Here is a 23,922-nt window from a genome sequence, read left to right as displayed (position 1 = left end):
TGGAATGCCCTGCCTTGCGGAAATTCCCTCTCCGTCCCTCTCTCGCCCAGATCGTCACCAGACGATATGGGAAGGGACTCAGCGCCCCGTCAGGGGGGACTTGCCCGGAGGGGTCGGGCTGCCGCCTTCCGGCCAATTGCCGAAGTCGCTCTGGCCTCGGGCCGCCAGCGTGCGGACGCTGGCCCGCAGGGTGCGGATCAGGCAAAGCGCCACCGCCATCGACTGGGCGCCGCCGTCCGAACCCGCCAGCCAGCGCAGGGCCGCGGCATGGGCCTGGAGCGCATCGACATAGCCTTCGATGTCCGGTTCCACCCAGGTGACGCAGGTGGACAGCGACGCGACGACCGAGGACGCGGCGGAATCTCCGGCTGTGGCGATCTGCACATCCGACAGGGCATGGCGCAGCCGGCTGCCGATCGGGTCGGGCCGCTCGATTGCCGCCTCCAGCTTGTCGAGCGCCAGCAGCATCCGCATCCGCTTGGGGTCGTCGCTGCGCATGGTGGCGGCGCCACGGTCGGGCGGCATGGCGGAGGCCGGAACCGCAGTCGGCGGTACCGGGGTCGGCGGCACCGGGTTCGTCGGTGTCGTGGGTGGCGTTGCGGGAGGGGGCAGATGCGCCATCCCGCTCGCCGCCGGGCGCGGCGTGGCCGGCCGCGGGGAAGGCAGGCTGGTGGTCGACGGGCTGCCCTGACCGGCCGGGTTGGCCGCCGGACGGGCGGCATCGCGTCCCGGCTCGGCAGTTCCCGTCCGGAGGGAGCCGTCGCGACGGTTCAGCACCGCGTCGATGCGGCGGGCCAGGGTCGCGGCCGGCACCGGCTTCGCCAGCACGGAATCGGCGCCGGCATCCCAGGCGCTGCGCACGGTGGCGAGGTCGGCGTTGGCGGTCAGCACGATGATCGGCATGCCGGGCCGCAGGCTGCCCGGAGACTGTCGGATCCACTGGACCAGCTGCGCGCCACCGACCGGTTCCATCACCCAGTCCGTCACCATCAGGTCGTAGACCTCGCGGCGCAGCGCGTCCTTGGCCTCCTGCCCGTTGCCGACCGCGGTGATCTGGCCGACGCCCCACAGCCCCAGCATGTCCTTCAACGCCCGCTGCAACAGCGGGTTGTCGTCGACAATCAGGATCTTGATGGGGGAGGCGGGACGCTTCGTCATGGAGTGGTTCCGATGATGCGGCTGTGTCTGTCCCGATATCCGCCTCGACGGCCCGCTTTTCATGGAGGGGGACGGGTAAGCGCCCAATGAGACAGCCCATGCACCGTTGGGTGGGCCGGGTTATCCCCGCCGCAGTTCGAATGGGTAGCCCGCGCGGTCGGACACCTCTTTCGATACCGGACGGGTGAGATCGGCACATATCAGAAATCTCTGATGGTGATGGACGCACGCTTCCGCCGCTCCTATGATTTCCCTGTCGGGTTTCAAAATGGGGCGTGCGATGAGCGGCGGATGCGGTGGTGGATCCTGTGGCGGTGGAACATCCCGTCTTTCCGGCGGATCGGGTGATCTGAAGCACACCATGCGGATGGCGATGGTGGTGAACGGGCTGCTCGGCGCCCTGCTGCTCGCCTCCGCCAACGCGACGCAGGCGGTCACCCTGTGGGGTGCGGCCCTGCTGGTGCTGAACCATGCCGCCGGTCATGCGGTGACGCTGGTCGGGCTCGGGCGCCGGCCGGACTGGCATGCGCGCCTGTCGATGCTGCACGGGGCGGCGATGGGTGTTGCGGCGGTTGCGCTGGTGGTAACGGCCGGGCGCAGCATCGCCGGCATGGCGATCCCCGACGTGCCGCTCGCCAGTCTGGCCCTGCTGCTGGCCATCGGCGTGACGGTGGCGACCGCGACCCTGCTGTTCGCCGGCCGGCGCGGCAGGCTGAGCCTGCGGGCGATCTGGCTGTGTTCGCGCAAGGATGTCCTGCCGCTCGGCGCCGGCCTCTTGGGGCTGGCGGCAAGCTGGCTGCTGCTGGACGGAGCGCCCGACGCGCTGGTCGGCGCCGGGATTGCAGCGTTCCTGCTGCCGGCCGCCTGGGGCCTGCTGCGCGGCGGCATGGGGGGCGAGGGGGTAGCTGGACAATAGCCTCAGCCACCCGTCACGGCCTTATCCTCACGACCGCTGGCGCAGCCGCTCCAGCAGGGCCTTGGTGGCGAAGCCGTCCGGGATCTCGCCGACAGACGCCTGGAAGCGCCGCACCGCGTTGCGGGTGTTCGCCCCGACAATGCCGTCGGCGGCACCCGGCTCCAGCCCTAGCGATGCAAGCCGCTGTTGCAGGTCGATGCGCTCGTCGCGGCTCAGCGCCTGTTCCTCGCGCGGCCAGGGGCCGCGGACGCCGGGCTTGCCGGTCATGCGGTCGGCCAGCATGGCGACGGCCAGCGAATAGCTGGTCGACGGGTTGTAGCGCATGATCGCGCGGAAATTGTCCCGCACAAGGAAGGCAGGGCCGCGATGCCCGGCCAGCACCAGGATCGCCGCCGATCCCTCGCCGCCCAGATCGCCGCCGTCCAGCGGACGCACACCCAACCGGCGCCATTCCGACAGCGGCTTGGTGATGCTCAGCTCCGCCTGATCGTAAGCGAAGCCGTCGGGCAGCCGCACCTCCTGTCCCCAGGACTTTCCCTGCCGCCAGCCATTCGCCAGCACGAACTTGGCGGTGGAGGCCAGCACGTCGGGCATGCTGCCCCAGATGTCGCGGTGGCCGTCGCCATCCTCGTCCACCGCGTTGCGCAGGAAGACGGTCGGCATGAACTGGGTCTGGCCCATGGCGCCGGCCCAGGAACCGGTCATCCGCTCCGGCGCGATGTCGCCGGAGTCGAGGATGCGCAGGGCTGCCAGCAGCTCCGACCGGAAATAGGCGGCGCGGCGGCCTTCAAAGGCCAGCGTCGTCAGCGCGTCGATGACCGAGAAGTTGCCGGTCGACTTGCCGAAGTCCGATTCCACCCCCCAGAAGGCGACCAGGATCTCTCCCGGAACGCCGGTGCGGCGGGTGATGCGGGAAAGCAACGCCGCATGCTCCTGCAACTTCTGACGGCCGTCCTGGACGCGCTTTTCATTCACGGCGCTGTCCAAATACTGCCACACTTGCCGGGTGAACTCGGGCTGTGCGCCATCCAGCTCTACGACTCGGTCGGACAGCTTCACCCGCTGGAAAGCGCGGTCGAAGGTCTGCGGACGGATGCCCTGGCCCAGCGCCTCGGCACGAAGCGCCGCCAGCCATTCGGGGAAGGAGGCGGGCTGCTGCGCCACGGGCTGGACGGCCGCCGTCGCGGTACCGGACGCCGAGGTTGCGGCTCCGGTTGCGACCGGTGCGGTGGCACCGGTGCTCTGGCAGCCGGCCATCAGCAGCGTGGCGAGAAGGAGGCGGGCGGGATGACGGAACGGAAGTCGCATGCGCTCGACCGTGATCGGAGGGGAAACCGGGCCGTGACCCTAAGGCCCCCGGCCGCAAGGCTCAACCGTCAAATGGGCAGCCCTATCGGGGAAACGCCTATTGCGAGGGGTATACGCTTGCAGGGCCGCCGGACCGGTCCATATCAAATTTCAATGCAACGCTTTCGCAAATCCCGTCCGGCAAAGCCCTGTCTCCAGGCGCCGAACCCGGCCGGATTTGTCCAGGTTGAGTTCGTCTTGGGCAGGGCTGCCGGGACGGGACCGGAAGCCGGAACACCACCTTCTCCAATCGCGTTGATCCGGGAGCGCTTCCATCGGGAAGCGGCTTCCCGCCGCGGAACGCCAAGGGTGCCGAAGCCATGAAAATCGTGATCCTCGGCTTGACCAACGGGGGCTTGACCAACAGAGGCTTGACCAGCGGGTACCGCCAGGATGGCGGGCACAGCATGCGCTGGCGCGCGCTGATCCATGGGTTGGCGATCCGCGGCCATCGCGTCGTCGCGGTTGAGCGCACCGGCCCCGGCCCCTCCGTCCCCTGGACCATTCCCGGCGGCGAGGTGCTGTCCTACGGCGCCTGGGACGAGGTGGCGGTGGCGGCTGCGGCCCAGGCCGACGATGCCGGCGTGGCGCTGGTGGTGGCGCAGGGGCCGGACGCCCGTACCGCCGCCGACCTCGTCCGCCAGTCCAGGACCCCGCGCCGCGTGCTCTACGATCCGGAGGCTGCGGTCAGCCTGACGGCGCTGGAGGCGGGAGAGGCGGTGGAGCATCTGCCGGCCGACGGGCTGGCCGGCTTCGACATGGTGCTCGCCTCCTGCGGCGGGCCGGCGCTGGACCGTTATCGTGCCAAGGCGGGGGCGGAGTCGGTGGCGCCGCTCTACCCCTGGGTCGTGCCGGAGGAGGACAAGCCCGGCGACTTCAAGCGAGAGTATCTGGCCGATCTCTGCTGCATCGTCGGCGGGCCGGACGGCATCCGCGAGGGTCTGGACAGATTCTTCATCGACCCGGCCCAACGGCTGACCCGCCGGCGCTTCGCACTGGTCGGTGCCGATCTGCCCGACGGGGTGCCGCGCACCACCAACATCCTGACCTTCCCCGATCTCGACCCGGTGCGTCATGCCGATGTGCTGGCTTCGGCCAGCCTCGCGCTGACGCTGGCCCGCGACGACGAGCGACGGATCGGCTGGTGCCCGTCGCCCCGGCTGTTCCTGGCCGCCGCCTGCGGGGCCGCCATCGTCGCCGACCGGTGGGAGGGGTTGGACAGCTTCTTCGAGCCCGGCCGTGAGATTCTGGTGGCGGCGCAGACCGACGACGTGACCACGGCGATGATGCTGCCGCGCAACCACCTGACCGACCTCGGCCGCCGGGCGCGCAAGCGGGTGCTGGCCGAACACAGCGCCGAACGGCGTGTGCAGGAACTGCGCAGCATCCTGGACCTTAAGGGCGGCGGCGACGATTGACGGCTTCCGGTTTATCGGGAGTGCGAAAATGCGGGGAGCGGGCTATGGTCCGCTCCCCGTTTCGTTTTGCGCCCAATGCCATTTGGCAAATTTTCAGGGAGCCCGCCTCCGATGCCGCCTTCGTTGCCGACCGTCACCATCCGCCCCGCCGTCGAGGAGGATTGCACGACCATCCTGCGCTTCGTCCGCGAACTGGCGGAGTTCGAGCGCGAGGCCGATGCGGTCAAGGCGACCGAGGAGGATTTCCGCCGAGACGGCTGGGGGCCGCAGCCGGTGTTCGAGGCGCTGATCGCCGAGTTGGACGGCGCGCCGGTCGGCTTCGCGCTGGCCTTCCGCAACTTCTCCACCTGGGAGGGGCGGCCCGGTCTCTATGTCGAGGATCTCGATGTCACGCCGGACGCCCGGCGCTACGGCGTCGGCCGCAAGCTGCTGGCCGCCGTGGCGAAAAGCGCGGTGGAGCGCGGCTACCGCCGGGTGGATCTCAGCGTTCTGGACTGGAACCCGGCTCGTGGATTCTACGACCGGGTCGGCTTCCGCCAGATGAGGGAATGGCTTCCCTACCGCCTGACCGGGGAGGCCCTGTCCAACCTCGCAGCGGAAGACGGTGCCAGGGAAGATTGAAAGGCGGGGATCAGACGGCGCGGTTCAGAGCGGACGCGCCGATGATCTCGGCATAATCGGCACGCTCGCTGCGCAGGTTCGATAGAAGATCGACCAAGCTGTCGCGGACGAAGGCATCGTCCTGTTCGACGATGGTGTCTTGCGTCAGTCGAATGAATTGGTCGAGAAGCGCGATATGGGCCGCGGAGGAGGAGGTGATCTTCTTCGAGTTGACGGCGCCGATCATGTAAATCTCCCTAGGCCTGAGCGTTCCCGATGGCCCTATCAAGCCATTGAGTGAGTTAAAGACTTCCTAACGGGACTATGCGGCAGGTAGTATCTTCGGGGGTACTTCCGATCTATGGTCGCGTTATCTAAGGCAGCCCCGAAGAGTTACCTCAAAACGTCTATGACGCCGTCTGAAGTCCTGCTGCAATGATCCCCGTCGGATGCCCCGGCGGGTAGCATGCATGATGACAACACGCACCGCTATGTCCGGTTGCTCAGACCGCCCGAGGGAATTGGAGGGAGGGACCACCAAAGGGTGCAGTCCCGCCCATCCGGTTGGACAGTCACAACCCCCTGAAAATGCTAATTCCCGAAAAAGTCGATCAGGCGGCGCGGCGTGTGGCGGTGCGGTCGCGGGCGTCGGCGCGCGCCATGGCGCGGGCGATCAGATCGCCGAAAAGCCCGCCGATGGGCTCCTCCAGCATCACGGCCCGGCCGGTCGGCATCGGGCCTTCCATCAGCAGGGAGCCTTCCTCGCCGGGGCCGAGAACCCGCCAGCCGCGGCTCTTCATCTCCGCAACGCGCGTCCGGGCAATGAAGGCGCGGATATGGTCGTGTGCCAGATCGTCCATCCTGTTCCCCCAATCGCTGTCGACAGCCGCTGGTCCTGCGGCGGATCGTTAAAGAAAGCGTACGGAAGAACGGCGAACGCAACAAGAACAAATTCGAGTGAACAGCGAGGATTTCCGCCGAGTCGCTCAAGCTCCCGCTTTGAACGTGTCCCTGGCCTGCGCAGTCCCGGCCCTTGCCGTTCCGGTGTCCACCGCAAAGATCAGGCGGGGCGGGGGCAGTTGCAACCCGTTCCACCCGTGAAAAGCGGCGATCAGGAAAGGTCCGACCATGAGCGGTGTCCGCACCGAAACCGACAGCTTCGGCCCCATAGACGTTCCGGCCGACCGTTACTGGGGCGCTCAGACCCAGCGCTCGCTTCAGAATTTCCGCATCGGCGGGGAGCGCATGCCGGTGCCGCTGGTGCGCGCATTGGGCATCCAGAAGCGTGCCTCCGCCGCCGCCAACATGAAGCTGGGCGTGCTCGATCCGAAACTCGGCGCCGCCATCATGGAGGCGGCGGACGAGGTGATCGACGGCCGGCTGGCCGATCACTTCCCGCTGGTGGTCTGGCAGACCGGGTCCGGCACCCAGACCAACATGAACGCCAACGAGGTGATCGCCAACCGCGCCATCGAGCGGCTGGGCGGCACCATGGGAGCGAAGACCCCGATCCATCCCAACGACCATGTCAACATGGGGCAGTCGTCGAACGACAGCTTCCCCACCGCCATGCACATCGCGGCGGCCGACGAGATCGTGCACAGCCTGATCCCGGCGCTGGAGCATCTGCGCACGGCGCTCGACGCCAAGGCCGACGCCTTCCAGGACATCGTCAAGATCGGTCGCACCCATCTCCAGGATGCCACGCCGCTGACGCTGGGGCAGGAGTTCTCCGGCTATGCCGCCCAGATCTCCTACGGCATCGGCCGGGTGAAGGGCGCGCTGCCGCAGCTCTACCGGCTGGCCCAGGGCGGCACCGCGGTCGGCACCGGCCTGAATGCCAAGCCGGGCTTCGCCGAAGCCTTCGCCAAGGAGGTGGCGGCCTTCACCGGCCTTCCCTTCGTCACCGCAGAGAACAAGTTCGAGGCGCTGGCAACCCACGATTCGCTGGTCGACGTGCACGGCCACCTGAACACGCTGGCAGTGTCTCTGATGAAGATCGCCAACGACATCCGCCTCCTGGGATCCGGTCCGCGCTCGGGCATCGGCGAGCTGTCGCTGCCGGAGAACGAGCCGGGATCCTCCATCATGCCGGGCAAGGTCAACCCGACCCAGTCGGAGGCGATGACGATGGTCTGTGCCCAGGTTATGGGCAACCACACCACCGTGACCGTCGCCGGCGCCACCGGCCATTTCGAGCTGAACGTGTTCAAGCCGGTGATCGCCTTCAACGTCCTGCAGTCGATCCGCCTGCTGGCCGACGCCGCGACCAGCTTCACCGACAATTGCGTGGTGGGAATCGAGGCCAACCGCGAGCGCATCGCCAAGCTGGTGTCGGACAGCCTGATGCTGGTGACGGCGCTGAACCCGCACATCGGCTATGACAATGCGGCGAAGATCGCCAAGAAGGCCCACAAGGAAGGGACAAGTCTAAAGGAGGCCGGGCGGGAACTCGGACTCCTGACGGATGAGCAATTCGATCAATGGGTTCGCCCCGAACGGATGGTTGGTCCAGGCTAAGCTTGGGGTTAGGGTGGGGGTGAGTTATCCCGGCCGCGCCGGCCTTCCTCTGACCACCCCCATCTCCCACTGCGATGCGTTGAGTGACCATGAAGAAGCGTTCGGTCCTGATCGCCGGCCATCCCACCAGCGTCTCCCTCGAGGAAGAGTTCTGGGACTCCCTGAAATCGGTGGCGCAGTCCCGCGGCCTGTCGGTCAATGCCCTGATCGAGGAGATCGACCAGACCCGGACCGGCAACCTGTCTAGCGCCATCCGTGTCCACGTGCTGAAAGCGGTGCAGGCGCGCGGGGAGTAGGGGGGCCTCTCGGATACCCGCAGGTGGACACCCGCCCATTGCCGGCGTACACGGGTGCCTGCTCCCCCCGTCACCTTGCCAAGACCCCGCCGCCATGCCGCCAGACGTCACCACGCTCGACATCGTCGCCTTCGTCTGGTTCATCGGCTCCTGGGTCGGCTTCACCGTCACCCAGGACCATCTGCTGTCCAACCGCAACGTTGTGAACCGGCATCTGCGGATCGTGCGCCGCCACTGGATCGAGCGGATGCTGGAGCGCGACAACCGCATCATGGACGCGCAGCTGTTCGGCCATACCATGCACAGCTGCACCTTCTTCGCCTCCACCAACATGCTGGTGTTGGCCGGGTTGATCGGCACCTTCGGTGCGGCGGAGCGGGCGCAGCAGGTGATTTCGGACCTGTCCTTCGCCGTCCCGACCTCGCACCAGATGTTCGAGATCAAGATGCTGCTGATGGTGGTGATCTTCACCTTCGGCTTCTTCAAGTTCACCTGGGCGCTGCGCCAGTACAATTACTGCTGCGCCCTGATCGGCTCCGCGCCGATGCCGCCGGTGCCGCCGCAGGACCGCCGGGAGATCGCCCGGACCATCAGCGAGGCGCTGACCCTGGCCATCGTCGCGCTGAACGGGGGCATCCGCGCCTATTACTTCGCATTGGCGGCCCTGGTCTGGATCATCGGCCCGATTCCGCTGATCGCCGCGTCCAGCGGCGTCGTTTTCGTTCTCACCCGCCGGCAGGCGTTTTCCGCAACCGAGAAGGTCATCCGCGTGCAGACCCAATGGTTGGAGAGAAACGAGTCAAGCAAAGCAAAATAACGAATAAAATCCAACACGTTATCTTGTACATGCGACCAAACGTCCTCTACCTGGCGGCGAGTTGCGGCGGCTAAGGTCGGGTCATTGAGGAGCGCACGACAGCTTGCCGGTGCGACGCAGCGAACAAGGGAACGACGATGGACGCCGATACTGCAGTGACCATTATGGAAGCCCTGGACCAGGCGGAAGCCTTGCTGAACCGTGTGCATCTGCGCGACGGTTATGCCGGCCGCGACACGCTGGCGCGCAACCGGGAGCTTCTGAACGCGGCCCGTCATCGGCTCGACCAAGTCCACAGCATCGAGGAAATGGGCGTGTTCAGCGGCTTCAGCCGGTCGGCGGTTCTCGCCTGAGGCCGGACCGGCGGTCCGGCAGGTCCGCGCCCGCCAGTCCCTCCGCCTCAGCCCTTCAGCAGCACCTTGCCGCCGCCGCGCACCTTCGACCAGTCCTTGGCGAAATAGGCGAAGTCGCTCGACGGCCGGCTGAACAGGAAGCCCTGGGCAAAGGACACGCCCAAGCCGTTCAGCAGCTCGGCGTGCACCGTCTCCTCCACCTGCTCGCCGATCAGCTCCAGTCCCAGCTGGCGGCAGACATCGACCATGCTGCGCAGCATTGCCATGTCGCGCGGGCTGTTCACGGCGCCGCGGACGAACTTGCCGTCGATCTTTGCATAGTCGGCCTGGATGCCGTACAGCGACTGGAAGCTGGTGGAGCCGGCGCCGACATCGTCCAGGCAGATGCGGAAGCCGCTTTCGCGCAGCTTCTGCAACACCTCGTTCAGCTTGGCGATGTCGGTGACGACGACGGTTTCCGTCACTTCGATGAGCAGCTTCGAGGCCAGATCGCCGTATGGGGCGACGACCGACTGGAACTGCTTGAAGAAGATCGGGCTCATCAGCGTCTTGGCCGACAGGTTGATCGCCACATCGGGCAGCTTCGGTTCCTTGCGGAATTGCTGCAGCGTGTCCAGCACCGTGCGGGTCAGCAGCAGGTCGAAGTCGTAGATCAGCCCGACATCCTCGGCGAAGGTGATGAAGTCGGCCGGCGAACTCATCCCCTCGACCCGGGTCAGCGCCTCCAGATGGTGGACGGCACCGGTGCCGATGTCGACGATCGGCTGGTAAACGACGACGAAGTCGCGGTTGTCGATGGTGGCCCGCAGCTGCCCGATCCGCTCCACCGCCCCAGCCATCAGGCGGTTGGCACCATCCTCCAGGCTGGAGATGGTGAACTCGCCGCCTTGCGCAGAGGCGAAGGCCTGCACGGTGTAGACCAGCGCGCGGGCGGCATCCGCGGCGTCCAGCCGGTCGTCGGCCATGTCCAGCGTCCAGGACCGGATGCCGCCGGGTAGGGCACCGCCCGCCGCCTCGATGATCTGGGCGATGTGGCCCTGGACCTCGCGCCCGTCGATGTCGGCGGCATGCACGATGCCGTAGCGGTCGCCGGTCAGCTGTCCGGCACTGTCGCCGTCGGCGGAGATGCCGCGCAGATAGGCATCGATGCCCTCGCGCACCTCCGCCGCCGCTCCCTCCGGCATCGAGTCCACCATCGCCTGCAAGCCTTCGACCAGCAGCAGGGTCAGCCCCTGCTCCAGTCCCCGTTCGCGCGCAGCGTGGATGCGCTCCTCCAGGATGCCGGCGAAGCCGCACTGGTCGAGCAGTTCACCCTGGGCCGCCGTCACCGACCCACTGCCGCCGTTGCCACGGGCCGGAGCGGTCAGCAGCACGGTGAGGAACAGGGAACCGGGACAGGAATCGAGCCGGCAGCCGCCGAGCAGTGCCGGGAACTGCTGACCGTCGAAGGCCTGGAACATCACGCGCGATGGCTTGATCCGCGCCTTTTCGCGGATGCGGTCGAACAGGACATGGACGTATTTGCGGTCGCCGGGGGCCACCACCTCCATCAGGTTGCTGCCGACCAGCCCGCCGACCTCGCCCCTGGTCAGCCGGCAGCGGGCGCCGGCGGAAAACAGGATGTTGCCGTGGGGGTCCGATTCGATCAGCAGATCGGCGGCGGCGAAGGCAAAACCGACGAAGCGGTCGCGGTCGCGGCTGGACTGTGGACGGCGATGGCCGGCCGCACCGGAGGCCGGGGTGACGGCCGGTCCGATCGGGGGAGGGGAGCGACCTGCGCTTTCCTGCGACAAGGGCATCGTCATCCGACTACAAATTACATCAAAGTTTAGAGAGTTTCTTCCTGAATGCAACAGAGAGTAACCAATATTGATACGAGATAAAAGCCGCATCGATGGGAAATGACCTTCGTCCGGCTCGAACGCGGCAATTTGAGACATCTATTTCGTAAATGCAAAATACCCGAAGTAACTTTGCCGGATGCTCATGACTGCGATTGGCAACGTCACCAAGAAATTGACTGAATCGTTCCGGTGTCGAAATGATATTTGTCGATGGCGTCAGGCATGAACAGGCGACCCCATCGGGTCTTTGATCCAGAGTCGCCTCGTCATGCAACATGGTTAAGCAGGTCAGGCAACTTCCACCGTCGCCGGCCGGACCGCAGGCTTGCGCCGCTTCAGCAGCAAGGCGTTGAAGCTGGATTGTCCGGGTATCTCCACGAAGCGGTGGGTCAGGCTGGCGACCGCGACCACCGTCCCCAGATAGGCGAGCGCCAGAAGATCCATCATCCAGGTGGCACCGAAGAAGATCAGCCGGTCTTCAGCGCCGTCGGCCGCCTGTTCGATGAACATCGGCTGGCCCGACAGCCTCTGCATTGCGACCGCCGCCTTCTCGTACAGCGCGATGACCAGCGCATGCACCATGTAGACGGAATAGGAGCGGGCGCCCAGCCATTGGAAAGGCCGCATCGCCAGCAGCCGGGAAATCACCCCGCCTTCAAAGGCGAACACCCAAACGACCAAACCGAACAGCAGGGGGGAGGCATAGGACAGGGCATTCCCGCGCGCCGTTGCAACGAAGACGATCACCGCGGCAAGGCTGAGCCCCTCGCTCAGTCCGGCTATCGGCGACCCGGCTGTCGGGCACCGCAACGACAGCCTGGACAGTCCGGTGCCGCGGGCCGCCTGGAACAGCCGATACGCCACGTGGCCGGTGAAGAAACCATAGAGGCAGCGGAAATATCCAAAGTCGAAGCTGGTGTCTATGTATTGGTCGGACCATCCCATGACCACGAAGGCTCCGGCTGCCGACAGCGCCACCGCCGACATCGTCACCAGCCATGTGCGGCGGGCCAGCAGGCAGAGCGCTGCGAAGGTGACGTAAGCGAGGAACTCGGCGCTGATCGACCAGCTCGGAATGTTCCAGGTCAACCCGTCCTCGATGCCTAGGGAATGCACAAGGAACAGGTTGCTGAGAATGGAGGAAGGCGCGAAGCGGGCGGTGAAGGCAGCCGTCTCGCCGCTGACCGCCAATGCCTTCACGATCTCCAGCGGAATGAAGGCGATCAGGGTGGCGGCATGCAGCGGCCAGACCCGGCCAAGGCGTCTGACCAGAAAATTCCTGCCGTCCGCGGTCGAGTTTAAGCGGTGGATATACGCGTGGGTGATGACGAAACCGCTGAGGACAAAAAAGAAATCCACAAACAAATAACTACCGCGAACGAACGGAACGAGGTAGAAATGTCCTGAAGCGTTGAAGTGAAATAATGCGACGAACACGGCGCATAAGCCGCGCCAGCCGTCGAGAACTGGAAAGCGCATTTCGGATCTCCAGATTGGCGTATTGTCTCAACCATTTCACGCTGGCTGCCGATATTTTTGCTGCAAAAGGTGATATTTGCTTGGCGATGGGGATTATTCGCCCGATTACCGTTGGCTGAACGTAAATGTCGGAACCGCAACCAAAAAGCGGAAATCAGGCTTATTCCGAACGCCAGCCGGTGATTACCTCCGAAAGGTTGTGGCGATGGAATGCCCGCTTCCTGAGGACCGCGGATTTGTCCGGCCGCGGGCGGCCCTACCCGTTGTGAGCGGCACCATATCTGGCTGGAGCCTGAAACACCGTTTGATTGTCTTGGAAGCGGTACGCTGCTTGCGCCTTCAGGTTGCGCTCTTTCGGCCTTGAGCCGGGCAGGCTCAACCGCCATTCTCCAGCCGTCCCGTCGCGGCCGAGAAACCGGTGATGTCCATCCGCCGGCGCAGCGCGTGCAGTGGCTGCACGTCGGTGGCGACGGGACCGAGCCTCCGTCCAAATAGAAAAGGCCCCGCCGACCGTGCCGGTCGCGGGGCCTTTCGGCTTCTGCCACGGTGCCGGCGTCAGCGCCGTGGGAACAGCCGGTTGACGTGGCCCATCTTGCGGCCGGGCCGGGCTTCCGCCTTGCCGTACAGGTGCAGCCGGGCGCCGGGCTCGGCCAGCAATTCCGGCCAGCTCAGCACGTCGTCGCCGATCAGGTTGGTCATCTCGGCATCGGCCACCCGCTCCACCGAGCCCAGCGGCAGGCCACAGACGGCGCGGACGAGCTGTTCGAACTGGCAGGTGGCGCAGGCGTCCATGGTCCAGTGGCCGGAATTGTGCGGGCGCGGCGCCATCTCGTTGACCAGCACGGCGCCATCGGCGGTGACGAACATCTCCACCGCCAGCACACCGACCAGATCCAGGGCCTCGGCGATGCGCCGCGCGATGCGGTCGGCCTCCGCCGCGGTTGCCGCCGACACCTTTTCCGGCGCGGCGGGTGCTATGGTGACGTCGAGGATGCCGTCCTTGTGCCGGTTCTCCACCGCCGGATAGGCGACCATCGCGCCGTCGGCGCCGCGGGCGACGATCACCGACACTTCGCAGGCGAAGGTGACAAAGCCCTCGACGATGCCCTCCACGCCGGGTTTGCCGCCGCCGATGCTAGCCCAGGCGGCAGCCGGATCGCTGCCGCTGTCCAGCCGGGCCTGGCCCTTGCCGTCATAGCCGAGCCGCGTCGATTTCAGCACGCAGCGCGGACCGACTTCGGCCACCGCGCGGGCGACCTCCTCGGCGCTGTTGGCGGCGCGCCAGGGAGCGGTGGCGATGCCCAGCGCGTTGACGAAGCTCTTTTCCGCGATGCGATCCTGCGCCACCGACAGCACGTTCGGGCCTGGGTTCAGGTTGGTGAAGCGGCGCAGATGCTCGGCCGTGGCGACCGGCACATTCTCCCACTCCAGCGTCACCGCATCGACCGAGCGGGCGAAGCGCTCCAGCGCCTCCAGATCGTCCCAGCCGGCGACGGTCGCGGCGGCGCTGACCTGCGCCGCCGGGCTGTCGGACGCGTCGGGGGCGTAGACATGGGTCTTGTAGCCCAGACGTGCCGCGGCCAGCGCCGTCATCCGGCCGAGCTGTCCGGCACCCAGCATGCCGATGGTGGAGCCGGGGGCGAGGCGGGGCAGGGGAGTGCCGGATGGGGTGCCGGTCATGACGGTGAGGCTTTCAAGTTGTCCGGGCCAGTGATCAGGCCAGTTATCAGGCAGGATCGTCGACGGGGGCTTCGGCGACCGCGGCGGTCTGGCGGGCGCGCCAACCGTCCAGCGCGTCGGCCACCGCCGGGTCCATCAATGCTATGACAGAGCCGGCCAGCAAGGCGGCGTTGATGGCGCCGGCCTTGCCGATGGCCAGCGTGCCGACCGGCACGCCGCCCGGCATCTGCACGATGGACAGCAGGCTGTCCATGCCCTTCAGCGCGTGGCTTTCGACCGGCACGCCCAAGACCGGCAGCGGCGTCATCGACGCGGCCATGCCCGGCAGATGGGCGGCGCCACCGGCCCCGGCGATCACCACCTTCAGCCCGCGCGCCTTGGCGGTGGTGGCGTATTCCACCAGCCGGTGCGGGGTGCGGTGGGCGGAAACGATGCGGACCTCGTGCGGGACGCCCAGCGCCGCCAGCGTGTCGGCGGCGTGTTTCATCGTCGTCCAGTCGGACTGGCTGCCCATGATGATGCCGACCAGCGGCTGGACGCCGGCAGCCGAAGCGGTGCTGTTGGGGGAGTGGTCGGCGGTCACGGCCTGGCGCTTTCCTCAAGGTCCGGAAAGCGGCGCATTATAGGAAGAGTCGGGCTTCTGTCCAGAGGCGGCGCCGTTCCTCAGCGCCTGCGTGCCACGAATCCCACCCTGCGGCTGCGACATTCCGGCCCTTCCGGCGGAACATGGTTCCACTTTATGGTGCCGCCTTATATGGACCGGATAGACCCTGCTCAATTCACTCGGCGGACCCATCGCATGACCGACCCCGTTTCCGGCGAAGACCTCGGCGACACCCAGCGCAAGGAACACCGCGACATCCGCACCGCCATGGCGGAGGAACGGATGGCCGCCGTCGGCATCGACGAGGCGTCGATCGAGACGCTGGTGCGGACCTTCTACGGCAAGATCATGAAGGACGAGGAGCTTGGCCCGATCTTTGGCCGTGCCATCACCGATTGGGAGCCGCACCTGCGCAAGATGATGGATTTCTGGTCGTCCATCGCCCTGCTGACCCAGCGCTACGACGGGCGTCCGATGCCGGTCCACATCTCGCTGGGGCTGGAGCCGCCGCATTTTGAACGCTGGCTGGGCCTGTTCCGCCAGACCGCCCACGAGGTCCTGCCGGCCGAAGGCGCCAATTTCCTGATCGGCAAGGCCGAGAACATCGCCCGCAGCTTCCAGATGGGCATCCAGTTCTTCACCGTGCCCAAGAAGGGGTGACGAGGTTCTCCCTCTCCCGTCCTGGGAGAGGGAATGATTAAGCGATGATGTCCGGCAGCAGCCGGCTCTCTAGGACCATGATCTGGTCCTTCAGCATCAGCTTGCGCTTCTTCAGCCGTTGCATCTGCAACTGGTCGTAGGGCGCACGTTCGACCAGCCGGGCGATGACATCGTCCAGGTCGCGGTGCTCGCTGCGCAAGCTCGCCAGCTTTTCCTTCAAAATCTCTTGCTCGTTCATCGCGCCCGTTAGGAATGGCCGTTGCCCCGGGTGGGTCGGGGGTGCTCTTGCGGGTGACCCTTTGGCTGGGCGGGCCGGACTATACCAGATTTCCGGCGGTACCGCACCGCCAAACCGCTGGCTCGGACCTTTGGCATGCCTGAAGTAGTTGCGGATGGGTGCCGCGGGCGCAATGCCCCCTTTGCGGATGCGGGCAACGATTGCGGGAAAGTTCTGATCCGGTAACATGGTGGTCCATTTCAATGAACAGGCGAACGGGACGGGAAACCCTCAATGACTGCCCCTAATAAAGCCGGCAAGCGCATCGGCATCCTGACCAGCGGCGGCGATTGCGCCGGGCTGAACGCGGTCATCCGTGCGGTGGTCCACCGCGCCACCGGCTATGGCTGGCAGGTGCTGGGCATCAAGGAAGGCACCCAAGGCCTTCTCCAGCGCCCGGTGCAGTACCAGACGCTCGATCTCGGCTCTGTCGACGGCCACATGATGCGCCAGGGTGGCACCATCCTGGGCACGACCAACCGCGGCGACCCCTTCGCCTATCCGATGCCCGACGGCACGCTGAAGGACCGTTCCGACGAGATCATTGGCGGCTACCGCGAACTCGGGCTGGACGCGCTGATCGGCATCGGCGGCGACGGCAGCTTCGCCATCCTGCACAAGCTGGCGCAGAAGGGCGGCTTCCCGATGGTGGGCGTGCCCAAGACCATTGACAACGACCTGGGCAAGACCGAGGTGTCGGTCGGTTACGACACCGCCGTCGCCGTGGCGGTGGAGGCGCTGGACCGCCTGCAGCCGACCGCGGCCAGCCACCACCGCGTGATGGTGCTGGAGGTGATGGGCCGCGATGCCGGACACATCGCGCTGGCGGCCGGCATCGCCGGCGGGGCCGACGTGATCCTGATCCCGGAGATCCCCTATTCCATCGAAAGCATCGCCGCCAAGATCCAGAGCGTGCGCGACTCCGGCCGCAACTTCGCCCTGGTCGTGGTGTCGGAAGCGGTGAAGACGCTGGAAGGCACCGGGGTCAAGAAGATCCTTCAGGGCGGTGAGAAGCGCTATGGCGGCATCGGCGACTATATCGGCGAGAAGATCGCCGACGCCACCGGGGCTGAAACCCGCGTCACCGTGCTGGGCCACGTCCAGCGCGGCAGCATGCCCAGCCCGCGCGACCGCCTGATCGCGTCGGCCTTCGGCGTCCATGCCGTCGATCTGATCGCGGAGGGCAAGTTCAACCGCATGGTCGCCTGGTCCAACCGCGGCGTCATCGACGTGCCGATCACCGAGGCGATCGAGCATTATTCCTGCGTCGAGCTGGACGGCGCGCTGGTGAAGACGGCCCGCGGCCTGAACATCAGCTTCGGCGACTGATCCTTGTGGCGATGGGCGGAATGTCCGCAAATCCCTTCTGGGACTTTTCCCTGGCCGTCTATGGGCGGCCGGGGGTACCGGCCTGCTGCCTGTCCCTTCAGGACCGGCGCGGGGTCGACGTGAATGTGCTGCTGTTCGCCGCCTGGGCCGGCCTGGAGTGCGGCATCCGCCTGTCGGCCGAGGAGTTGGTTCGCCTCGACGAGGCGGTCGCCGGCTGGCGCGACGAGGTGGTGCGTCCGCTCCGCGCCCTGCGCCGCCGTGCCAAAGCGGAGGACGAGGTCTTCTACCGGCGCATGAAGGCCGCGGAACTGGAGGCCGAGCGGGTCCAGCAGGACCGATTGTTCGCCACGGCGGGCTTCATCCCGCAACCGGGCGGCGGCGTTGAGCTTGCCGCCGCCAACATGGCGCTGCTGGTGCCCGGCGGCGACCCGGCATTGGATGACCTGCTGGGAATGCTGGGGGACTGATCTAACGGTTCAGGATCAGTTCGTTCGGATCGCGCACGGTGTTGGACACCAGCACCGGCTTGCCGGCATAGAAGGCGCTGCACCGCTTGCCGCTGACCAGGCGGGTCAGCGCCGCCTCCCATTCGCGTCCCTTCGGTCCGATGATGCGCAGCTTCAACTGGTCAATCAACGGGAACACCTTGAACTGCTCGATCTCCAGCGGTTCGGGGCTGGTGGTGGTGAAGGCATCCTGCTTCAGGGTCAGTGTCTTGCCGTTGATTTCCAGCGTCACATCCTGGGCCCATGGGCAGCCGTTCGGCTTGGCGCCCTCATTGGCCTGCGCGGCGGCGATCCCGAAACAGACGGTCAGGGCGGCGGCGAGAGTAACCCGGCGGAGGCCGGAGTGGCAGAGTGCCCGGATTGGGCGGGTGGTCATGATCCGCTCCTCGAAGAACGGCGCGGACAATAACGATGGGTCAGCATCATGACAATCCAGGGAAAAACCCAATTCTGTGACCGTTTGCGACGATTTCAGACGTAGGCCCGGCTGGACCGGCCGGGTGCCGGAAGGGCATGATCCGGATCCCGGTAGCAAGCCCGTCATCTTATAAGAGACCCGATGGTTACTTTGTCACAGGCTCTGCTGATCGCGCTGGACCACCATCAGGCGGGCCGCGTGGCGGAGGCGGAGGACATCTACCGCCGAATCCTCGGCGCCGACCCCGAATATGCCGACGCCATGCAGCTTCTGGGGGTGCTCGCCGCGCAGACTGGCCGTCAGGCGGCGGCGCACCGGTGCCTGCGCCTTGCCGTGGCGCTGCGTCCCGACGGGGCCGGCGGGCTGTCGAACCTCGCCGGAGTCGAGCAGTCCGCCGGCGCCCTCGACGCCGCCGTGCGGCACTATGGCCGGGCGCTGCGCCTGATGCCGGACCTCGCCGATGCCCATGCCAGCCGCGCCGGCGCGTTGCGCCGGCTGGGACAGGTGCCGGCCGCGCTGACGGCCGCCGGCCTTGCGCTGGCCCTGGCGCCCGATCATGCCGATGCGCTGGCGAACCGGGCCGCCGCCTTGCTGTCCTGCGGCGATGCAAGGGCGGCCGAACGCTGTGCCCGCCGCTCGTTGGGCCTGAACGCCCGGTCTGCTGTTGCACTTGCGACCCTTGCCGCCGCCCTGGCAGTCCAACGTCGGCGGATGGAGGCCGAGTCCGCCGCCCGTGACTCGCTGACCATTGACCGCACTGCCGCCGAGCCGTGGGAGGTGTTGGGCGCCGTCCTGGCCAAGCTCGCCCGCTTCCCGGAGTCGCTGGAGGCCTTCGCCGCGGCGGAGAGCCTGAGACCGGGCCCGTCGGTCCATGCGGCGCGGGGCATCGCCCTGGTCGCCATGGCCCGCCCGGCGCAGGCTGCCGTCGAGTTCGAGCGTGCGCTGGCCGACCGGCCGGAGGATGTCGGTCTGCACTGGAATCTCGGCTTCGCCCGGCTGATGGCCGGCGATTACCGGGGCGGCTGGCCAGAGTTCGACTGGCGCCGCCGTGACGCCCATGCCGATCCGCCCTGGCGGCCGTTCCCTCAGCCGCTGTGGCAGGGCGAGCCGCTGAACGGCCGCAGCATCCTGCTCTATGCCGAGCAGGGGCTGGGCGACACGCTGCAGTTCCTGCGCTATGTCCCGCTGGTGGCGGCCCGCGGCGGCCGGGTGGTGCTGGAGGTGCAGCGGCCGTTGATGCCCCTGATGGCCGGGCTTGAGGGGGCGGCGGAGATCATCGCGCGTGGCGATCCGCTGCCGCCTTTCGATCTCGAATCTCCGCTGATGAGCCTGCCGCGCGCCTTCGCCACCGATCTCGACAGCGTGCCCGCCGACACCCCCTACCTGCGCCCTGACCCGGCGCGGATCGCCCGTTGGCGGGAGCGGCTGGGGCGGCGGGACGGGCTGCGCGTCGGCGTCGTCTGGGCCGGCAACCCGCGCTTCCCCGGCGACGAGGAGCGCTCGCCGAGGCTCGCCGGACTGCGCGGCCTGTTCGATGTGCCGGGCTGCCGGTTCTATGGATTGCAGATGGGGCCGGGACGCGCCGGCCTTGCCGAGAGCGTCCTGCCGGACAGCTTCACCGATCTGGGGACCGCCATCTCGGACTTCGCCGACACCGCGGCGATCATGGCGAACCTGGATCTGGTGGTGTCGTCCTGCACCGGGCCGGCCCATCTCGCCGGCGCGCTGGGCGTGCCGCTGTGGGTGGCGCTGCCCTTCTCGGCGGACTGGCGCTGGCTGACCGGCCGTGACGACAGCCCCTGGTATCCGACAGCCCGCCTGTTCCGGCAGCCGGCGCCCGGCGACTGGCCTGCGGTCGCCAGGCGCATGGCCGCCGAGCTGGCGGCGCTGGCTCAGCGCTTCAGGCCGTTGCCGTAGCGGGAGCAGTCGTAATCGTCGGTCCCGGCCTCGGCGTGGCCGCCGTTGGAGGTGTTGTAGCGCGGGTCGTCGCAGCGGCCGTTGCGGGCGTAGGAGTCGGAATTTCCCGATCCGAACAGCCCGCCGCCGCCGCTGTTGCCGAACAGTCCACCGCCACTGTTGCTGCTGGTCTGGTTGCAGGCGGCGAGCGCCAGCGGCACGGCGGCGACGATCACGAAGCGGAGCGCGGTCTTCATGGCAGTCCCTTTCCCTTATGAGGATTGCGAAGGAGAGTTTTTCCTTCGCCCTCAACAGGGCAGGGGGCCAGCAAATCCCGTGCCGGCGCTCGGGTTAACGCTTCCTGGCCTGAAACGGCTCGCCGAGCCGCTCACTCGACCGGCTGGAACAGTCGGGTGACGGGATGGATCGCCCACATCTCGCCCGACTCGATGTCGAACCACCAGCCATGGATGTTCAGCGTGCCGGCCTCCACCCCTTCGCGCACGAAGGGGAAGGTCATCAGGTTCTCGACCGACGCGCGCACTGCGGCGCGTTCGATCACCGCCGGGGTGTTCTGCAGCTTCTCCGCATCGGCGCGCGCCTGTTCGGAGCCTTCCGGCCCGACATAGGGGTCGAGCGCGGAGCCGGCGATGGACACCCAGGGAGAGACGAAATCATCCTCCGCCTTCTGCCCGGCGCGCAGCCGGATCAGGCCCTGGATGCCGCCGCACTTGGCATGGCCCAGCACGATGATCTCCGACACCTTCAGCGCCTTGACCGCATATTCGATGGCGGCCGAGGTGCCGTGATAGGCGCCGTCGGGCTGGTAGGGCGGGACGAGGTTGGCGACGTTGCGCACGACGAACATCTCGCCGGGTTCGGCCATCGTCAGCAGCGCCGGGTCGACGCGGCTGTCGGAGCAACCGATCAGAAGGACCTCCGGGTGCTGCCCTTCGGTCGCCAGTTGCCGCATGCTGTCGGGGCGCCGCTCATAATAGCGGGCGCGGAATGCCTTGATGCCGGCCAGAAGCTGGCGGATGGGCTCGGACGGTTTGCTGCTGAAGGGCATAATGGGCTTTTCCCCTTTGGCGCCGGCCGGCGGCGATGCCGGTTCCGCGTCGTGGTGCATCGACAGCGGTATAACGGCATTGTGCCCGCGCTCCAAGCCACCTGTTGGGCGACCGCCGCGGGTCAGGTGTCTCAGCTATTCCTCGCCCCAGCGCCGCAGGTTGCCGGCGTCCAGCCCGAACAGGTCGAGCACCCGGCCAACGGAATGGTCGACCAGATCGTCGATGCCCTGCGGCTTGGCGTAGAAGGCCGGGACAGGTGGCGCGATCACCGCCCCCATTTCGGCCAGCGCGGTCATGGTGCGCAGGTGACCGAGATGCAGCGGCGTCTCCCGAACCATCAGCACCAGCCGGCGCCGTTCCTTCAGCGCCACATCCGCCGCCCGCGTCAGCAGGGTGGAGGTGACGCCGCTGGCGATCTCGCTCATCGTCCGGACGGAGCAGGGGGCGACCACCATGCCCAGCGTGCGGAAGCTGCCGCTGGACACGGCCGCGCCGATGTCGGCGGCGGCATAGCTGACATCGGCCAGCGCCCGCAGCTCGGCCACCTTCATGGCGGTTTCGTGCGCCAGCGTGACCTCGGCCGACCGGCTGACCACCAGATGCGATTCGACGCCGATCCGCCGCAGCGTCTGCAGCATGCGGATGCCGTAGATCACTCCCGACGCGCCGCTGATGCCGACGACGAGCCGGGGCGGCGGGATGGTGGGATCGGTCATGGCCGGATTCCAAGCTCTCTTCAAGCGGTATTCCCTCTCCCGCCCGGGGAGAGGGACACCCCCCTCAGTGCGCGTCTTCCTGTTCGGAATAGCGGTCGTCCTCGCGACCTTCGCCGTAGAAGTCCTCGGCGGCATCCTCCGGCGCGCGCGGCACGCCGCCGCGGCGGATCGCCAGGGCCAGCGCCTCTTCCAGCTCGCGCTGGGAGCAGAGGCCCAGCATCACCGGGCCGCGCGGCTTGATGTTGGCGACGTTCCAGTGGGTGCGGTCGCGCACCGCGGCGATGGTCGGCTTGGTGGTGCCGATCAGGCGGCAAACCTGGGCATCCGACAGCTCCGGATGGTGCTTCAGAAGCCAGGCGATGGCGTCGGGCTTGTCGCCGCGCTTGGTGATCGGGGTGTAGCGCGGACCCTTGGAGCGGGAGGCGACCTGCGGCAGGTCGGCGACCAGAAGCTTCAGGCGCAGATCCTGATTCTTCTCGCAGCGCTCGATCTCCTGCTTGGTCAGCTGGCCGTTGGCGATGGGGTCCAGCCCCACCATGCCGACCGCGACCTCGCCGTCGGCGATGGCCTGGACTTCCAGCGAATGCATGCCGCAGAAGGCGGCGATCTGCTCGAAGGACAAGGACGTGTTCTCGACCAGCCAGACGGCTGTCGCTTTCGGCATCAAGGGCAGAGCCATCATCCCTCCTGACAAACTTCTTTACCGGCCGCACCCGCTGGCGGGTGGTGCGGCCGGCCGTTCTAACTGGTTATGCGGCGCGGGGCGGCTTCGCGACCCGGCTTCGCGACTCCGGGGGCGGCCGCCCCATTCTCGTCACCACGATATAGGGCGAATACCGGTCCGCGTAAGCATGCTTGCGCAGGCGCACCGGGAAATCCCGGCCGCCCGCTCGCCTCTGCTAACCTGTCTTGGCAGCGGATGGCAAGCCCGACGGCGCCGCAGCGGCGAAGAAAAGCGCAAAATCAGGCGGCGTCCGGTCCCACCGTCAGCACGATCTTGCCGATATGCGCGCTGCTTTCCATCAGCCGGTGCGCCTCGTCCGCCTGGTCCAGCGGGAATGTGGCGTGGATCTGCGGCTTGATGCCGCCGGTCTCCAGCAGCGGCCAGACATGCTCGCGGAGCGCCGTGGCGATGCGGCCCTTCTCCGCCACCGGGCGGGCGCGCAGCGTCGATCCGGTCAGCGTCAGCCGCTTGGTCATCACCGGCGCCATGTTCAGCGACACCTTCGCCCCCTGCAGGAAGGCGATGGAAACGTGACGGCCGTCCACCGCCATGATGTCGATGTCGCGGGCGATGTAGTCGCCGCCGACCATGTCCAGAACGACATCGACGCCGCGACCGCCGGTCGCTTCGCGGATGACCGCGACGAAATCCTCGGTCTTGTAGTTGATGGCGCGGTCGGCCCCCAACTCCTCGCAGGCGCGGCACTTGTCGTCGCTGCCGGCGGTGGTGAACACCGTCGCGCCGAAGGCTTTGGCCAGCTGGATGGCGGTCGTGCCGATGCCGCTCGATCCACCATGGATCAGCAGGGTCTCGCCACGCTTCAGGGCACCGCGCTCGAACACGTTGGTCCAGACGGTGAAGAAGGTTTCAGGGACTGCCGCCGCCTCGACCATCGACAGCGGGCTTGGGACGGGCAGGGCCTGCACCGCCGGCACCACGCAATATTCGGCATAGCCGCCGCCGGCAACCAGCGCGCAGACCCTGTCGCCGCTGGCCCAGCTCTCCACCCCGTCGCCGATGGCGATCACCGTGCCGGACAGTTCCAGCCCCGGCAGGTCGGATGCACCCGGCGGCGGGTCGTAGCGGCCCTGGCGCTGCAGCGTGTCTGGGCGGTTCACGCCGGCTGCGGCGACTTCCACCAGGATTTCGCCGGGGCCGGGCACCGGGGCGGGCCGGCGGGCGGGGCGCAGAACCTCCGGCCCGCCGGGCTGGGTGATCTCGACGCAGCGCATGCTGTCGGGCAAGCTTAGACCCATGGCGGTCGTCCCTTCCGTTTTTGTCTGTTTGGCAATGT

26 protein-coding genes are annotated in these 23,922 nt (G+C 67.3%); 11 read left to right on the top strand and 15 right to left on the bottom strand.

What is annotated here, in order from left to right; translation table 11 throughout:
* Positions 1–78: 78 nt before the first annotated feature.
* Positions 79–1,158 (bottom strand): response regulator, encoded by a 1,080-nt coding sequence (locus tag ACWPN3_RS18025; protein WP_492240690.1) that lies wholly within the window; start codon positions 1,156–1,158, stop codon positions 79–81.
* A gap of 361 nt (positions 1,159–1,519) precedes the next feature.
* On the opposite strand from ACWPN3_RS18025, the gene ACWPN3_RS18020 reads away from it, so the two are divergent.
* Positions 1,520–2,074: a hypothetical protein gene (locus ACWPN3_RS18020; protein ID WP_492240689.1), complete on the top strand. Its 555-nt coding sequence runs from the start codon at positions 1,520–1,522 to the stop codon at positions 2,072–2,074.
* A gap of 27 nt (positions 2,075–2,101) precedes the next feature.
* Here the strand turns inward: ACWPN3_RS18020 and ACWPN3_RS18015 are convergent, their stop codons facing one another.
* Positions 2,102–3,382 (bottom strand): lytic murein transglycosylase, encoded by a 1,281-nt coding sequence (locus ACWPN3_RS18015; RefSeq protein WP_492261648.1) that lies wholly within the window; start codon positions 3,380–3,382, stop codon positions 2,102–2,104.
* A 446-nt stretch (positions 3,383–3,828) separates the two neighbouring features.
* Between ACWPN3_RS18015 and ACWPN3_RS18010 the strand changes: the two genes are divergently transcribed.
* Both ACWPN3_RS18010 and ACWPN3_RS18005 read left to right on the top strand, forming a co-directional pair.
* Positions 3,829–4,839 (top strand): glycosyltransferase family protein, encoded by a 1,011-nt coding sequence (locus ACWPN3_RS18010; protein ID WP_492261647.1) that lies wholly within the window; start codon positions 3,829–3,831, stop codon positions 4,837–4,839.
* A gap of 111 nt (positions 4,840–4,950) precedes the next feature.
* A complete protein-coding gene (locus ACWPN3_RS18005) occupies positions 4,951–5,460 on the top strand; it encodes a GNAT family N-acetyltransferase (protein ID WP_492261646.1) in 510 nt (169 codons plus the stop codon).
* 10 nt (positions 5,461–5,470) lie between these two features.
* Here the strand turns inward: ACWPN3_RS18005 and ACWPN3_RS18000 are convergent, their stop codons facing one another.
* The gene (locus tag ACWPN3_RS18000) at positions 5,471–5,686 is read right to left on the bottom strand and encodes a hypothetical protein (RefSeq protein WP_109048389.1); all 216 of its coding nucleotides are present in this window, start codon (positions 5,684–5,686) and stop codon (positions 5,471–5,473) included.
* A gap of 364 nt (positions 5,687–6,050) precedes the next feature.
* Positions 6,051–6,299, bottom strand: coding sequence for a hypothetical protein (locus ACWPN3_RS17995; protein WP_492240685.1), 249 nt, complete (start codon positions 6,297–6,299; stop codon positions 6,051–6,053).
* A 268-nt stretch (positions 6,300–6,567) separates the two neighbouring features.
* Between ACWPN3_RS17995 and fumC the strand changes: the two genes are divergently transcribed.
* The 4 genes from fumC (at position 6,568) to ACWPN3_RS17975 (ending at position 9,425) form a co-directional block, all read left to right on the top strand.
* The gene (gene fumC, locus ACWPN3_RS17990) at positions 6,568–7,959 is read left to right on the top strand and encodes a class II fumarate hydratase (RefSeq protein WP_492261645.1); all 1,392 of its coding nucleotides are present in this window, start codon (positions 6,568–6,570) and stop codon (positions 7,957–7,959) included.
* 89 nt (positions 7,960–8,048) lie between these two features.
* Positions 8,049–8,255, top strand: a complete 207-nt coding sequence (locus ACWPN3_RS17985; RefSeq protein ID WP_109096824.1) for a ribbon-helix-helix domain-containing protein — start codon at positions 8,049–8,051, stop codon at positions 8,253–8,255.
* A 94-nt stretch (positions 8,256–8,349) separates the two neighbouring features.
* Positions 8,350–9,072 (top strand): DUF599 domain-containing protein, encoded by a 723-nt coding sequence (locus tag ACWPN3_RS17980; protein ID WP_492240683.1) that lies wholly within the window; start codon positions 8,350–8,352, stop codon positions 9,070–9,072.
* Between the two features lie 137 nt (positions 9,073–9,209).
* Positions 9,210–9,425 (top strand): hypothetical protein, encoded by a 216-nt coding sequence (locus tag ACWPN3_RS17975; protein WP_492240682.1) that lies wholly within the window; start codon positions 9,210–9,212, stop codon positions 9,423–9,425.
* 47 nt (positions 9,426–9,472) lie between these two features.
* Here the strand turns inward: ACWPN3_RS17975 and ACWPN3_RS17970 are convergent, their stop codons facing one another.
* From ACWPN3_RS17970 to purE, 4 genes are all read right to left on the bottom strand, one after another.
* Positions 9,473–11,224: an EAL domain-containing protein gene (locus tag ACWPN3_RS17970; protein ID WP_492240681.1), complete on the bottom strand. Its 1,752-nt coding sequence runs from the start codon at positions 11,222–11,224 to the stop codon at positions 9,473–9,475.
* Between the two features lie 333 nt (positions 11,225–11,557).
* Complete coding sequence (locus ACWPN3_RS17965) at positions 11,558–12,748, bottom strand: acyltransferase family protein (RefSeq protein ID WP_492240680.1); 1,191 nt, start codon at positions 12,746–12,748, stop codon at positions 11,558–11,560.
* Positions 12,749–13,303: 555 nt separating this feature from the next.
* Positions 13,304–14,428 (bottom strand): 5-(carboxyamino)imidazole ribonucleotide synthase, encoded by a 1,125-nt coding sequence (locus tag ACWPN3_RS17960; protein ID WP_492240679.1) that lies wholly within the window; start codon positions 14,426–14,428, stop codon positions 13,304–13,306.
* A 46-nt stretch (positions 14,429–14,474) separates the two neighbouring features.
* Complete coding sequence (purE, locus tag ACWPN3_RS17955; RefSeq protein ID WP_492240678.1) at positions 14,475–15,011, bottom strand: 5-(carboxyamino)imidazole ribonucleotide mutase; 537 nt, start codon at positions 15,009–15,011, stop codon at positions 14,475–14,477.
* Between the two features lie 216 nt (positions 15,012–15,227).
* Here purE and ACWPN3_RS17950 point away from each other — a divergent pair, with 216 nt between their 5' ends.
* A complete protein-coding gene (locus tag ACWPN3_RS17950; protein ID WP_247872882.1) occupies positions 15,228–15,692 on the top strand; it encodes a group III truncated hemoglobin in 465 nt (154 codons plus the stop codon).
* 37 nt (positions 15,693–15,729) lie between these two features.
* On the opposite strand, the gene ACWPN3_RS17945 is transcribed toward ACWPN3_RS17950, so the two are convergent.
* Positions 15,730–15,930 carry a YdcH family protein gene (locus tag ACWPN3_RS17945; protein WP_085089646.1) on the bottom strand — a complete coding sequence of 67 codons (201 nt, stop codon included), beginning with the start codon at positions 15,928–15,930 and terminating at the stop codon, positions 15,730–15,732.
* Positions 15,931–16,203: 273 nt separating this feature from the next.
* Between ACWPN3_RS17945 and ACWPN3_RS17940 the strand changes: the two genes are divergently transcribed.
* Entirely contained in the window at positions 16,204–17,298 is a 1,095-nt protein-coding gene (locus ACWPN3_RS17940; protein ID WP_109096817.1) for an ATP-dependent 6-phosphofructokinase, read from the top strand.
* 20 nt (positions 17,299–17,318) lie between these two features.
* Positions 17,319–17,765 (top strand): TIGR02444 family protein, encoded by a 447-nt coding sequence (locus tag ACWPN3_RS17935; protein ID WP_492240677.1) that lies wholly within the window; start codon positions 17,319–17,321, stop codon positions 17,763–17,765.
* A 1-nt stretch (position 17,766) separates the two neighbouring features.
* On the opposite strand, the gene ACWPN3_RS17930 is transcribed toward ACWPN3_RS17935, so the two are convergent.
* Positions 17,767–18,180, bottom strand: a complete 414-nt coding sequence (locus ACWPN3_RS17930; RefSeq protein ID WP_109452534.1) for a hypothetical protein — start codon at positions 18,178–18,180, stop codon at positions 17,767–17,769.
* 183 nt (positions 18,181–18,363) lie between these two features.
* On the opposite strand from ACWPN3_RS17930, the gene ACWPN3_RS17925 reads away from it, so the two are divergent.
* Complete coding sequence (locus ACWPN3_RS17925) at positions 18,364–20,139, top strand: tetratricopeptide repeat protein (RefSeq protein ID WP_492240676.1); 1,776 nt, start codon at positions 18,364–18,366, stop codon at positions 20,137–20,139.
* Here ACWPN3_RS17925 and ACWPN3_RS17920 read toward each other — a convergent pair.
* The 5 genes from ACWPN3_RS17920 to ACWPN3_RS17900 form a co-directional block, all read right to left on the bottom strand.
* Complete coding sequence (locus ACWPN3_RS17920) at positions 20,115–20,375, bottom strand: hypothetical protein (RefSeq protein ID WP_098739639.1); 261 nt, start codon at positions 20,373–20,375, stop codon at positions 20,115–20,117. The two genes, ACWPN3_RS17925 and ACWPN3_RS17920, sit on opposite strands and share 25 nt — an antisense overlap.
* A 131-nt stretch (positions 20,376–20,506) precedes the next feature.
* Complete coding sequence (locus tag ACWPN3_RS17915; protein ID WP_109452532.1) at positions 20,507–21,187, bottom strand: carbonic anhydrase; 681 nt, start codon at positions 21,185–21,187, stop codon at positions 20,507–20,509.
* Positions 21,188–21,322: 135 nt separating this feature from the next.
* On the bottom strand, positions 21,323–21,904 hold the full coding sequence (locus tag ACWPN3_RS17910; RefSeq protein ID WP_492240675.1) for a UbiX family flavin prenyltransferase: 582 nt from the start codon (positions 21,902–21,904) through the stop codon (positions 21,323–21,325).
* Positions 21,905–21,968: 64 nt separating this feature from the next.
* Positions 21,969–22,583: a DUF1013 domain-containing protein gene (locus ACWPN3_RS17905; RefSeq protein WP_109452530.1), complete on the bottom strand. Its 615-nt coding sequence runs from the start codon at positions 22,581–22,583 to the stop codon at positions 21,969–21,971.
* Positions 22,584–22,867: 284 nt separating this feature from the next.
* Positions 22,868–23,884, bottom strand: a complete 1,017-nt coding sequence (locus tag ACWPN3_RS17900; protein WP_109096814.1) for an NAD(P)H-quinone oxidoreductase — start codon at positions 23,882–23,884, stop codon at positions 22,868–22,870.
* Positions 23,885–23,922 lie beyond the last annotated feature (38 nt).

The organism is Azospirillum sp. UENF 111221 (assembly GCF_058780625.1).
Note: the sequence above shows the minus strand (reverse complement) of the source record. Positions and strands in the feature narration are given on the sequence as shown.